General features: G+C 42.9%; 14 protein-coding genes and 4 pseudogenes. 14 read left to right on the top strand and 4 right to left on the bottom strand.

Annotated features, from left to right (window positions below; genetic code table 11):
* Nucleotides 1–24 precede the first annotated feature (24 nt).
* Nucleotides 25–515: pseudogene (locus K6984_RS11190) on the top strand (type IIL restriction-modification enzyme MmeI); the annotation flags it as partial.
* Here K6984_RS11190 and K6984_RS11185 read toward each other — a convergent pair.
* Nucleotides 474–728, bottom strand: a complete 255-nt coding sequence (locus tag K6984_RS11185) for a hypothetical protein (protein ID WP_221895620.1) — start codon at nt 726–728, stop codon at nt 474–476. The pseudogene K6984_RS11190 and the gene K6984_RS11185 overlap by 42 nt on opposite strands.
* Between K6984_RS11185 and K6984_RS35690 the strand changes: the two genes are divergently transcribed.
* Nucleotides 685–1,044, top strand: coding sequence for a type IIL restriction-modification enzyme MmeI (locus K6984_RS35690; protein WP_338024488.1), 360 nt, complete (start codon nt 685–687; stop codon nt 1,042–1,044). The genes K6984_RS11185 and K6984_RS35690 overlap by 44 nt on opposite strands.
* Nucleotides 1,045–1,285: 241 nt before the next feature.
* Nucleotides 1,286–2,104: pseudogene (gene tnpC / locus K6984_RS11175) on the top strand (IS66 family transposase); the annotation flags it as partial.
* Nucleotides 2,105–2,266: 162 nt separating this feature from the next.
* On the opposite strand, the gene K6984_RS11170 reads toward tnpC, so the two are convergent.
* A complete protein-coding gene (locus tag K6984_RS11170; RefSeq protein WP_221895619.1) occupies nt 2,267–2,998 on the bottom strand; it encodes a HisA/HisF-related TIM barrel protein in 732 nt (243 codons plus the stop codon).
* Here K6984_RS11170 and K6984_RS11165 point away from each other — a divergent pair.
* The 6 genes from K6984_RS11165 (at nt 2,970) to truA (ending at nt 8,985) form a co-directional block, all read left to right on the top strand.
* Nucleotides 2,970–3,989, top strand: coding sequence for an ATP-grasp domain-containing protein (locus K6984_RS11165; RefSeq protein WP_221895618.1), 1,020 nt, complete (start codon nt 2,970–2,972; stop codon nt 3,987–3,989). The genes K6984_RS11170 and K6984_RS11165 overlap by 29 nt on opposite strands.
* Nucleotides 3,979–5,064 carry a hydantoinase/oxoprolinase family protein gene (locus tag K6984_RS11160; RefSeq protein ID WP_221895617.1) on the top strand — a complete coding sequence of 362 codons (1,086 nt, stop codon included), beginning with the start codon at nt 3,979–3,981 and terminating at the stop codon, nt 5,062–5,064. Before K6984_RS11165 ends, K6984_RS11160 begins: the two co-directional genes overlap by 11 nt.
* Nucleotides 5,065–5,491: 427 nt before the next feature.
* Complete coding sequence (gene pabB, locus K6984_RS11155; RefSeq protein WP_221895616.1) at nt 5,492–6,871, top strand: aminodeoxychorismate synthase component I; 1,380 nt, start codon at nt 5,492–5,494, stop codon at nt 6,869–6,871.
* Complete coding sequence (locus K6984_RS11150) at nt 6,868–7,449, top strand: amino acid kinase family protein (protein WP_221895615.1); 582 nt, start codon at nt 6,868–6,870, stop codon at nt 7,447–7,449. The genes pabB and K6984_RS11150 overlap by 4 nt, the downstream gene beginning before the upstream one ends.
* Entirely contained in the window at nt 7,442–8,161 is a 720-nt protein-coding gene (locus K6984_RS11145) for a DUF2959 domain-containing protein (protein WP_221895614.1), read from the top strand. Before K6984_RS11150 ends, K6984_RS11145 begins: the two co-directional genes overlap by 8 nt.
* A gap of 11 nt (nt 8,162–8,172) precedes the next feature.
* Nucleotides 8,173–8,985: a tRNA pseudouridine(38-40) synthase TruA gene (gene truA, locus K6984_RS11140; protein WP_221895613.1), complete on the top strand. Its 813-nt coding sequence runs from the start codon at nt 8,173–8,175 to the stop codon at nt 8,983–8,985.
* A 188-nt stretch (nt 8,986–9,173) separates the two neighbouring features.
* On the opposite strand, the gene K6984_RS11135 is transcribed toward truA, so the two are convergent.
* Entirely contained in the window at nt 9,174–9,332 is a 159-nt protein-coding gene (locus K6984_RS11135) for a hypothetical protein (RefSeq protein ID WP_221895612.1), read from the bottom strand.
* Nucleotides 9,333–9,722: 390 nt separating this feature from the next.
* Here K6984_RS11135 and K6984_RS11130 point away from each other — a divergent pair, with 390 nt between their 5' ends.
* On the top strand, nt 9,723–9,968 hold the full coding sequence (locus tag K6984_RS11130; RefSeq protein ID WP_221895611.1) for a hypothetical protein: 246 nt from the start codon (nt 9,723–9,725) through the stop codon (nt 9,966–9,968).
* Here the strand turns inward: K6984_RS11130 and K6984_RS11125 are convergent.
* Nucleotides 9,926–10,156, bottom strand: a complete 231-nt coding sequence (locus K6984_RS11125; protein ID WP_221895610.1) for a hypothetical protein — start codon at nt 10,154–10,156, stop codon at nt 9,926–9,928. The two genes, K6984_RS11130 and K6984_RS11125, sit on opposite strands and share 43 nt — an antisense overlap.
* Here K6984_RS11125 and K6984_RS33225 point away from each other — a divergent pair.
* The 4 genes and pseudogenes from K6984_RS33225 to K6984_RS11110 all read left to right on the top strand — a co-directional run.
* The gene (locus tag K6984_RS33225; RefSeq protein ID WP_263458720.1) at nt 10,113–10,241 is read left to right on the top strand and encodes a hypothetical protein; all 129 of its coding nucleotides are present in this window, start codon (nt 10,113–10,115) and stop codon (nt 10,239–10,241) included. The genes K6984_RS11125 and K6984_RS33225 overlap by 44 nt on opposite strands.
* Nucleotides 10,214–11,032: a transposase gene (locus K6984_RS11120; protein WP_221895609.1), complete on the top strand. Its 819-nt coding sequence runs from the start codon at nt 10,214–10,216 to the stop codon at nt 11,030–11,032. Before K6984_RS33225 ends, K6984_RS11120 begins: the two co-directional genes overlap by 28 nt.
* 78 nt (nt 11,033–11,110) lie before the next feature.
* Nucleotides 11,111–11,563: pseudogene (locus K6984_RS11115) on the top strand (IS30 family transposase); the annotation flags it as partial.
* A 79-nt stretch (nt 11,564–11,642) separates the two neighbouring features.
* A pseudogene (locus K6984_RS11110) lies at nt 11,643–11,900 on the top strand (IS701 family transposase); the annotation flags it as partial.

The following is an 11,900-nucleotide window of genomic DNA, read 5'->3' as shown; positions in this document are numbered from 1 at the left end:
TCTAGCCAATACTTGCAGAGGGTTATGCACTTATTATACGAATTCAGGTCCAGCCTCAATAAAGAATCATTTATTTATGATTTATTATTAGTCTATGGACAGCCCAAATCTTCTATTACTCGACTGCATAAAGGTGACTATAACTTGTCTAAAGTTGACGGTGAAATACTCTGGAAGAAAAAGATTTTTTTCAAACAAGAAAAGACGGCTGACCTACATGTCTTGATTGGCCAGCTAAAAACGGATAAGACAATAGCCAAACAGCACCCCCGTTTTATCGTTATCACGGATTTTAAATCTTTATTGGCAATCGACACAAAAACAGCCGATAGCTTAGATATTCCCCTAGCTGACCTGGCTAAACATTATGATTTTTTCTGCCTTGGGCTGGGATGTAAAAATCTCAGTTGCAAAATGAAAACCCTGCGGATGTAAAAGCAGCGGAGCGCATGGGGCGATTGTATGACTTAATTTTAGAAGATAATCCCACAGAAGAAAAAGACCAGATACACGCATTCGCTGAAAATCATGGAAACGGAGCTTAGCGAAGTGGTGATTTTTAGTCCCTGATAGGCGACAGGGCAATTCGCTGATTCGACGTGTGCTAGCAGCACGCGAGAGGAGCAAGAATTGCATTCCGAATAGCCGTCCAGCCAGTGAGGTAGTAATGACGAAGCGGCTTTTGTGCGTAGTCGTTGCGGACGCAGGGCGTTCAGGGCATCTCCCATCCGCTGCGTAGGTGAACGAATTATGGCGACAGGAGTCCCGGAATTTCGTGAGGTAGCATGGCGCGCCTGGAATATCTTTCTTTCTCGTTTGTTATTTTGTTTTTTTGCCGAAGATACGAGGATTTTTAAGGCAGGACAATTTACTAATGCCATCGCCTCGCATACTGCTAAAGATGGCAAGGATTTACAAGCTTATCTGCAAAAATTATTCAGCGTACTTAATTTACAAGGCCGAACCGATTACCCGCAATTTTTACAAGACTTTCCCTATGTGAATGTTATTGCCCTACAACCGGATACAGGAGTATTTCGCTGATCAATTAGATATGCCGATTAGTGAAGGCTCTATCTATAATCTGAAGTTTCCCAATTATTGAGTAGCTGAAATACACAATGCTGGTGTATCGAGGTTTATTTTAGGTGGTTTTGCCATGTTTATAGCAACCCCCTACGTAATTCCCCTTAGGCAATAGCATTTGAAATGAATGAAAAGACTATTTTTTTTCATATAGTTGTAGCATAGTTTCAATTTTACCATAAATAATTATTGGGAAACTTCAGTCTATAATTTCAATAAGCTGGCTTATGAACAACTGGCCGAATTTGAAACGATCAGTAAAGAACACCTAATCGAATCCCCATGTATCCATGCGGATGAAACAGGAATTAATATTAATGGTAAGCGCCATTGGTTACTTGGGACTTCTAATGATCAATGGACACACTTCTTTCCTCATGCCAAACGAGGCACGGAGGCAATGAATGACATTGGGATTTTACCCCGATATCATGGCATCTTATGTCATGACCACTGGAAGCCCTACTATAAATATGATTGTACTCATTCGCTTTGCAATGCGCATCATCTGAGGGAATTGACGTGTGCCTGGGAGCAGGACAAACAGGAGTGGGCGCTTGAAATGAAGCGACTGCTTGAGAAAATGAATGATACCGTCAGTGAAGCAAGCGGCATACTTCCACATAAAGAAGCGGAAAAATGGAAAGTACAATACAGAGAATTACTTGGCAAAGCGGAGATTGAATGCCCTCCACCCGATAAGCCTAAAGAAGCAAAACGGGGACGAATAAAACGCAGTAAGGCTAGAAACTTACTGGAAAGGCTGATTAATTATGAAGAGGATGTGTTGCGCTTCATGACACAGGCCTGCGTGCCATTTACCAATAATGCCGCAGAAAATTCGATTCGGATGACCAAGGTTCAACAGAAAATATCGGGCTGTTTTCGTAGTACCAAGGGCGCCGAGATATTTTGTCGTGTCCGAGGGTATTTATCAACGTGCCGTAAACAAGGTCTAAGTGCAACTCAGGCAATGATGCTGGTTTTTGAAGGAAAGTTACCTGAGTTTGCGTTATAATTTCATTGAACTACTCAGCTTCGCTGAGTAGTTACAATAAGATAAACTAAACTTTATGGTACTACATAGTGTATTTTGGCATGCAATTTAAATGCATGTTTTTCAATATGTTATGTGGTAAGTGAATTGCTGTCCACTATTTTCGAAAACTGGGTTAGGGGTTTAAACTTGTCCATTTAATTGCCGAATATCCTCACCGCTTAACTTGCCATGATGCAGCGCACTGGCAACCAGTGCTGTTTTGATACCTATGGTTTTGAGCTGTAATAAATCTTTTATACCGCGAATTCCGCCAGCTGCAATAAACTCGTGCTGCGGATATGCCTGACGATAGTGCGCCAGTTTATTCAGATCGGGACCGCTATTTGTTCCTACTAAACTCAGCGTCATCAGAATGAGCTGCTTTGGCCATAAAGCAGGAGAATAATATAGCCAGGAATCACCCATAGGTGCATCCTGGCTAGAGAAATCTAGCGACAAGATAAAGTTGTCAGTTTGTTGTTTTAGCTCAATTAGCTCTTTTTCTACGATAGCTTCGGTCGCAATAATTGCTGTAAATTGTTTTGCCTGTGGAGGAGTGTAAAGCGGTTGCATCGAGCCACTATCAATCATAAAGTTAATCTCAGGGTAGCGACAAAATAATTCATTAATCAAACTGTGATTGTTGCCTGTATTCATTAGGGCATCAAGATCAGCGATATAAATACGGGTGAAGCAAGAGACATTTAAATACGCATTAATCACATCATCTATCTGGCTAGACTGGCATAGCGGTGTCGAAAGTAGGCGGTAACAGTACCTTTTGCCTTGCCTGGCTAGAACTACTTGCCCAGCTTTTATATCAATAACAGGAATAATTTGCAGCATGCGTTTATTGGTTTTTGAATTTATCACGGGGGGCGGGCTTATAAAGCAGCCATTACCGGCATCATTATTGCAGGAAGGGTATTTAATGCGCAATGCCTTGCTGGATGATTTGCGCAGCATACAAGGTCTGGAAATATTGCTTATGCAAGATGTAAGACTTAGTCGGCATGATGTTGAACTAAATATTGCCTGGCAAATTATAATGATTTCAGCGCACACGGACATGCAGGCACTGTTATTAACCAGGCAGACTGAGTATGATGCGGTCTGGTTAATTGCGCCAGAAACGGATGGGATTCTCGCCTTTTGGTGTCAGTATTTTAGCGCACAAGGAAAGTATTTATATACGTCCGGTCATGCAGTTGTATCCCAATGCCAGGATAAATTAGCGACCACAAGGCTGTTACAAAGTGCCGGTATCGCTTGTGTGCCGAGTGATAAATATGCACATTCTGCAAGCTACAGGAAAGGAAGCTGGGTGCTTAAAGTGAATGATTCAGTAGGTTGTGATCAGGTCTATCTGGTACAGTCTGAGCCGGATTGGCAGCGTGTAGTAGCTATATTGCAAGATGATAAAACTTATATTATTCAGCCCTTTATCGGGGGTAAGTCGTTTAGCTTATCCTGTCTGTTTTATCAGGGGAAGGCGTATTATCTATGCTGTAATCAGCAGCATATCAATATAGAGCAACAACAATTCATATTAACCGCATGCACAGTGAATATTCAGAGTAAGCATCAAGCAGACTACCAAAAAATTTGTCAGAAAATTGCAACAGCACTGCCTCAATTATTTGGCTATGCCGGGATCGATTTAATAGTAAGCAAGACAGGTGAAATCCTGGTTTTAGAGATTAATCCACGCTTAACCACCTCTTATGCCGGCTTAAAACAAGCGTTAGGGATTAATATTGCCGAGTTGGTTTTAAATCTGCATAATACACAGGGGCTATTGAATACACCCCGAAACCAGCAGGTGCGGGTGAACATTGATCTGCATGGTGCTTATGCAGGCTAATATAAAAACGCCTGTATTTATCGGCTGGGATATCGGCGGTGCGCATTTAAAAGCAGCCTGGCTCAATGCTTATGGTGAAGTTATCGCTGTTTATCAAGAACCCTGTCCATTATGGCAGGGTCTGAACAAGCTGGAAAAAGCCCTGACAGCGATTCTCATACAATTACCAAGGCAAGCAGTACAGCATATTATTACCATGTCTGGTGAGTTGGTTGATTTATTTTCCACTCGGGCAGAGGGTGTGGTTGAAATTATTGCGCTTATGCAGCGGGTATTAGAGCAGCAAGCTCTACAGGTTTATGCTGGGCGGAAAGGCTTTATTTTAGCAGCTGATGTGTTAGCTGAAGATATTGATGATATCGCCTCGGCTAACTGGCTGGCAAGTGTGTCTTATGTTGCCAGGCAGTTAGAGCAGGGACTATTAGTCGATATCGGCAGTACCACGACGGACATCTTATTATTCCAGCACCAGCAGCCTGATGTGCTGGGCTACACTGATTTTCAGCGCCTGGCTTCAGCTGAATTAGTGTACACAGGCATTGTAAGGACCGCAGTGATGGCGGTTAGCCAGGAGGTTCATTTTGCAGGTCAAGCGGTGGGCGTTATGAGTGAATACTTTGCGAGCACGGCCGATATTTACCGTTTAACTAATGAATTAAATGAGCTGCATGATCAAAGTACTACCGCTGATGGCCAGGCAAAAACACGACAAGCAAGCGCACGACGATTAGCGCGTATGATAGGCTGTGATGCAGAAGATTTTCCAGTTGCGCAGTGGCGACAATTGGCGCATATTATTCGAGAGCAACAACTTTGTAGAATACAACTAGCCTGCGAAAAGCAATTACAGCGTGCTGCACCGGCTAGTATTCCCCGGCTAATAGGCGCCGGCATAGGTCGTTTTCTAGTCCGGGAAATTGCAGATAAGCTGGGTATGGAATATATTGATTTTGATGCTTTATTTACAATGCCAGCGCAAAAAACATCCATGCAGATCGCTGATTGTGCTCCCGCAGTAGCGGTGGCTTATTTAGCTATAGTAGATGCTAGTGCAGCACCGTGTCAGATGGGCTAATAGTTAATTGTGATATATTTTAAATCAGTAGTTTATGAAATGCCCTATCCATTAAAACAACACGGTGCTGTACTAGTTAAACTAATTTTTGCTAAAATCAACTACTTGAATAACCAAAGATCTTATACTCATATCATCCGCACAAGTGCAGCAAGTCAAATTAAAAGACTTGTTTTTACTTAGCTGAAGTTTCCCAATTATTGAGTAGCTGAAATACACAATGCTGGTGTATCGAGGTTTATTCTAGGTGGTTTTGCCATGTTTATAGCAAACCCCTACTTAATTCCCCTTAGGCAATAGCATTTGAAACGAATGAAAAGACTATTTTTTCATATAGTTGTAGCATAGTTTCAATTTCACCATAAATAATTATTGGGAAACTTCAGTTTACTTAGTCCACCGCTATGCAATTCGTCCAATTCAACTAATGTCTAACCCCTGTTCAAGTTCCCAGCTACATGCTTTGCCTTATTTAGCAGATAGTGCCCGATTGTTTTCAAGTATTGCGGATCAGCCGTGGGCGGTTTTTTTAGATAGTGGTTCGGCAGCAAAACGTCAGGGTCGGTATGATATTTTGGCTACTCAGCCAGTTTGTACTTTGCTTACAGAGGGAAAGCAAACCCGGATTACGCAGGCGGGTAAAACAAGCATTTCGCAGCTAGATCCATTTACCCTGGTCAAGCAGCAATTAGCACAAAAGCCGGATTTTCCTGAAGTGCCTTTTAATGGTGGGGCAATCGGTTACTTTGCCTATGATTTAGGCAGACAGCTGGAAATTTTACCCGAAATTGCTCAGGATGCAGAATATATTCCAGATATGGCGGCCGGCATCTACCAGTGGGCAGTCGTCATTGACCACCTGCTGGAGCGCAGTTATCTAGTCGGTAAAGCGGATAATCCAGCGCATTGGCATGCTTTAATCGCACAATTTAGCGAGTACCCGGAACAGCGGCAAGTAAACGACTTTAAGGTAACTGGCGATATTCAGTCTAATATGAGCAAGGTGCTCTATAACCAGGCATTTGCTAAAATTAAAAATTACTTAAAAGAAGGTGACTGTTATCAGGTAAACCTGGCGCAGCGCTTTGTGGCTGAATGCCAGGGCGATCCGTGGGCAGCTTACTGTCAATTACGCCAAGTCAACTCAGCGCCCTTTAGTGGCTATTTAAATGTTCCGGGAGTACAGGTTCTAAGCTCTTCACCGGAACGTTTCTTAAAGGTCTCAGCCGGGCGGGTGGAAACTAAACCGATTAAAGGCACGCGCCCCAGAAAAGCAAGTGCGCTGGCGGATCAGCAGCAAATCGATGACTTGAAAAGTAGCCATAAAGACCGCGCAGAGAATGTCATGATTGTTGATTTATTACGCAATGATATTAGTAAAAATTGTCTGCCGGGTTCAGTTAAAGTACCTAAAATATTTGCTATAGAAAGTTATGCGACGGTACATCATTTGGTCAGTACGGTTTCGGGACAGTTAGCTGAGGGCAGTCATGCACTGGATTTACTACGCAGTTGTTTTCCGGGAGGGTCTATTACTGGCGCACCTAAAATCCGTGCGATGGAAATTATTGAAGAGCTGGAGCCACACCGGCGCGGTATTTATTGTGGCTCGATTGCCTATATCGGCTTTAATGGCAATATGGATAGTAATATCACTATTCGTACTTTGGTACACTCGGAGCATAGCATACGTTTCTGGGCTGGCGGCGGGATTGTTAATGACTCGGAAGCAGCAGCAGAATATCAAGAAAGTTTTGATAAAGCGGCTGTCATCCTACACCTTTTGCAACAAATGCAAGTCGCATGATGGTATTAAAATTAGGCGGCAGCTTATTGTCGCATGCCCCAGTTACCCGGATTCTCCAGTTGGCAACACGAACAGGTAACGGGCAGCTTGTGATTGTACCTGGCGGCGGTGTTTTTGCCGAACAGGTGCGCATAACACAGCAACAATGGCAGTATGATGATCGTACCGCGCATTACATGGCAATCCTGGCGATGCAACAAATAGCTCTCTTGTTGCAGAGTTTATGCAGCGGGCTTGTGGTAGTCAATAATGTGGCAATGATTCGTGCGAGTATGCAACAGCATACGGTGATCTGGTCGCCATTAAGCAGTGAGCTGGATGCTGCAGGCATTCCTGCAAGCTGGGATATTACATCGGACACTCTGGCGGCATGGTTAGCAGTACAATTATCAATGGAACATGTCATACTGCTCAAATCAGCTGAGTTTTCGTCCGATAGTAGCATAGCGCAATTATCTGCATCAGGTGTTATTGATAAAGCATTTGCCACATTTGTACAACAACACTCGCTGCAGATTGATTGTATTGCATATCATCAGTTATCTGCTCTTGCCGCCAGTTTAAAAGCCCATGTCTAAATATACCCAGTCCCGTTCATTATTATCCATTAGAGGCTTGACTGAACGCTCTGTTAAATTGCTGTCGCGTTTTTTGACATACAAGTTTCAGCATGTCTACTATCGAACTAAAGAATCGTTTGGCCAGCACAAGCGCGACTTGGTGGTTATGCGTGTAGAGGATGCCAGTGAGAGCCTACAAGAAACTAAGATACAACTTTTAGATGCACTGGAGCGCTTTAAATCAGTTGTGAATGTTGAATCGGGAAGCCTGGAAGATAAATATCGACTGCTCAAGCAACAATTTGATTTTTGTACGCTACGCTCTGAAATTGTGCACAATAAAATACAGTCGATTGAAGAGGTCAGCGATGCCTTGTTTAAGGAATGGGAAGCAGAACTAAAAGAATATACTAACCGTTCCTTGCGTGCACAGAGTAGGCAACAATTAAAACTATCAAAACAGCATTATATGCGTCTGATTAAAGCCATGCTCAAAGCCGAGCAGAAAATTCAACCCGTTTTAGGCGCCTTCAGAGATCAGGTATTGTTTTTAAAACATAATCTTAATGCCAATGCTATTGCTGCGCTACAGCATGAATTTTCAGAAATTTGCTTCGATATTTCACAGCTCATTCAGGCCATGGAAAAATCTATCTCTGAAGCAAACCATTTTGTGCATATACTGGTCGAACATAAGAATTTACCAGTCTTACCCGCTGCAAAATCTTAAGGATTAAAAAGATGCGCATAGTTTTAGGCGTTGAGTATGATGGCAGTGCATTTTTTGGCTGGCAATGGCAGGAGGGAGGTTTGCGCACAGTACAGGATGCAGTGCAACAAGCAGCCTCTAAAGTGGCTAACCATACGGTGACTATTGTTTGTACCGGGCGTACTGATACCGGTGTGCATGCTTTAGAGCAGGTAGTGCACTTTGATACTGAGTCGCAGCGCAGTCATCACTCCTGGTTGATGGGCATTAATGCCAATCTACCAGCTGATGTGCGAGTAATCTGGGTGCAGGAAGCTGTAGGTGATTTTCATGCACGCTATAGTGCCATCGCTAGATTTTACCGCTATATTATTCTAAATCGTGACACCCGTTCTGCCATACATCGTGACCGCGTGACCTGGTGCCACCATCAACTGGAAGCTGAAAAAATGCATCAGGCTGCACAGGCCTTAGTGGGCAGCCATGATTTTACGTCATTTAGAGCGCTTAAATGCCAGTCTGTCAGTCCTATGCGCCTGATGTATTTTATTGAAGTATATCGGCAAGGTGAGCAAGTCATTATGGATATATCCGCGAATGCATTTTTACACCATATGGTACGTAATATAGCTGGCGTTTTAATGGCTATCGGTATGGGTGATAAACCTGTGCAATGGACAGAAGAATTACTGGCATGTAAAAATAGACAGGTCGGAGGTGTGACAGCGCCCGCGCATGGTCTATATTTAGTGGGGGTATATTATCCGCAAAAATATGCTCTGCCTAAACATGCAATTTTTAATAAATTACCTGCCACAGCGCAGCGATTTCAACATGAGATTTAGATATGAAAAAAATACTTTTAATATTAATCAGTCTGGTGATTTCGGGCTGTGCTAGTTTTGGCGAGGGTGTCGCTACGGCTTTTATTGAAAAACAAAAAGAAGAGGATCTACGTGAATGTCAAGTTGAAGGCAAAAGTTTTGGTGGGATTCAAGCTAGCTTCGATCACTCGGATCATCTAATTAAGGCATCAGTGTTCCCCTATCAATTGAGGCCGTGAAACTAACCTCGCCACAAGAGAGCTCATAAAGCACTGTAAAGACATTCCTGTTATTATTGCGTTTTGAACTGCCCGAATGGTATACGAGCTGATACGAGATATTCTTGCCTGGAAAAATGACGGATTCACAAAACGATCTCGTTTTTGAGCCTGTTGCGGCCTAATCTACAGAGCCTCGCTATATTTTTTATCCGATGGATGAATCAATTCTGGCTGTTGTGTTTTTGAAATCTCCTGAATTCGTATAAGTAAGTGCATAACCCTCTGCAAGTATTGGCTAGACTAACCATCAGTGTTCCCATTGAAAGAAGAAGTACCTAAACAAAGCAGCCTATGACCTACCTGAAGGTAGCACCACTCGAATATTTCCATCTTTTTGATTTTAATCACTTATAACAGCAAATAGACACTCTGTAGGCACCGTAAAAAAACAACAAATAATTTCAAATAAAGCTTGCAATTGCCGAAGAAATTTTCTAAAAATTTCCGTTTTAATCACCTCATAAACGGATATCACCCATGCTTAAAGACCTACCACTCTCTGAACATATTCACCAACACTGCAATGAAAGTATGGAACGTGCCCTGTTAGCAGAGCGTCATCCTTTGTGGGCTCGTTCATGCCCAGAGTTGAAGGATATCGACTTTATTCGCCTTGGGTTATTACGCTGTATCAGTGTAGTCGATAGTGGTAGCCATTTCCTCCAAACCAATGAACAGATTTATGGCCAGCTGCTTCCCCCGCTGAAAATCATGGAAACGTAGCTTAGCGAAGTGGTGATTTTTAGTCCCTGATAGGCGACAGGGCAATTCGCTGATTCGACGTGTGCTAGCAGCACGCGAGAGGAGCAAGAATTGCATTCCGAATAGTCGTCCAGCCAGTGAGGTAGTAATGACGAAGCGGCTTTTGTGCGTAGTCGTTGCGGACGCAGGGCGTTCAGGGCATCTCCCATCCGCTGCGTAGGTAAACGAATTATGGCGACAGGAGTCCCGGAATTTCGTGAGGTAGCATGGCGCGCCTGTTTCTTTGTCTGGTGACAAACGAAACTCAGAGACATCAAGAAATACCTGTGTTACGAGATCATATTGAAAAGCAAAACAAGGGAAATAACAGCTCTCAGAAACATCTCTATGTCTACGATAAAGCCGTCACCGACTTTGTCTGGTGGGATCGGCAGAAACGACATGCTAATTACATGATTTCAATGCTAAAAGAAAATTCAATTGCGACTCTGGTTGAGTCTATCCCTTTTGACTCCCACCATGAGATCAATACAGGGGTTGAAGCATACAGTGTGTACGAAAACAAGGGCATCAAATTTAACGTGGTGGATTACCGTGATCCAGAAACCGGAAAACTTCACCGGTTTGTGACAACCTTGCCAATGACTATTAACCCTGGAACCATTGCCATGCTGTATTTCAAGCGATGGACGATTGAAAAGACATTCAATAACACTGAAAGTAATTTCAAGGAAACTAAAGCTTGGTCTTCCAATACCCGCTCACTTGAAAATCAAATGCGCCTGACTGCAATGAGCTATAATTTAATGCGCGTGTTTGAAGAGATTTCAAAAACACAACAGCCAGAATTGATTCATCCATCGGATAAAAAATATAGCGAGGCTCTGGAGATTAGGCAGCAACAGGCTCAAAAACGAGATCGTTTTGTGAATCCATTATTTTTCCAGGCAAGAATATCTCGTATCAGCTCGTATACCATTCGGGCAGTTCAAAACGCAATAATAACAGGAATGTCTTTACAGTGCTTTATGAGCTCTCTTGTGGCGAGGTTAGTTTTACGGCCTCAATTGATAGGGGAGCACTGATGAGACTAACACCTGTTGAATTAAGACAAGACATAGGTGTAAAGTAAACAGCTACCAAACAATTTACAGAGGCTACAAATGAGCTATACACACCTATGTCCTGAAGAAAGATATTATATAGAAATTGAATTAAAAAAGGGAACTTCACAGAATAAAATAGCAGAAGCCTTAGAACGAAGCCAAAGCAATATTTCACGCGAGATTAAACGCAATACAGGTCAAAGAGGCTACAGGCATAAACAAGCAGAAGATTTTGCCCAAGAACGACACAAAAACAAGCCTAAAGAGGTTAAATTAACGGACGAAATAAAAGGCATTGTTAATGTTCGCATTGAGGATGACTGGAGTCCTGAGCAGATTGCAGGGCGGTTAAAACAAGAAGGTATAATTAGTCTTCATCATGAAACAATCTACCAGCATATTCTGGCGGACAAAAAGGCAGGGGGTGAACTATACAAGCATCTTCGGCATCAGAACAAAACCTATCGCAAGCGGTATGGGTCAGCCCATAATAGGACAGGAATCCCTAATACTCGATGTTCAAGTTTTTGATATTGAGAAGGTAAAATCAGGTATTCTGAGGTTGTTGTAATTTTATCGGTGTAAGCCCATGTTAATGAATGCCCCAGCCACCTTTATCCAGAGCTATATTGACGATTTAAATGATGCGCTCAATCAGCTAAAACCCGGAGCCGCTTTGACACGGATTCAAGCCGCTTGGTTGGGCACTTGTTTAACGGGCATACTGCTAATGAACTCTGTTTGCTGGGCTAAGTTTGAGCGAGCAAGCCTTGGAGATTGCAAAGTAGCCGCATTATCCTGGGTGTTTCGTAAAGCAAGTATACCCTGGGACTGGTTGCTACGGGTG

The sequence above is a fragment of the Bathymodiolus japonicus methanotrophic gill symbiont genome (assembly GCF_019721995.1).
In the GTDB taxonomy this organism is placed as follows: domain Bacteria; phylum Pseudomonadota; class Gammaproteobacteria; order Methylococcales; family Methylomonadaceae; genus Methyloprofundus.
This window is presented reverse-complemented; position numbering and strand designations above follow the sequence as displayed.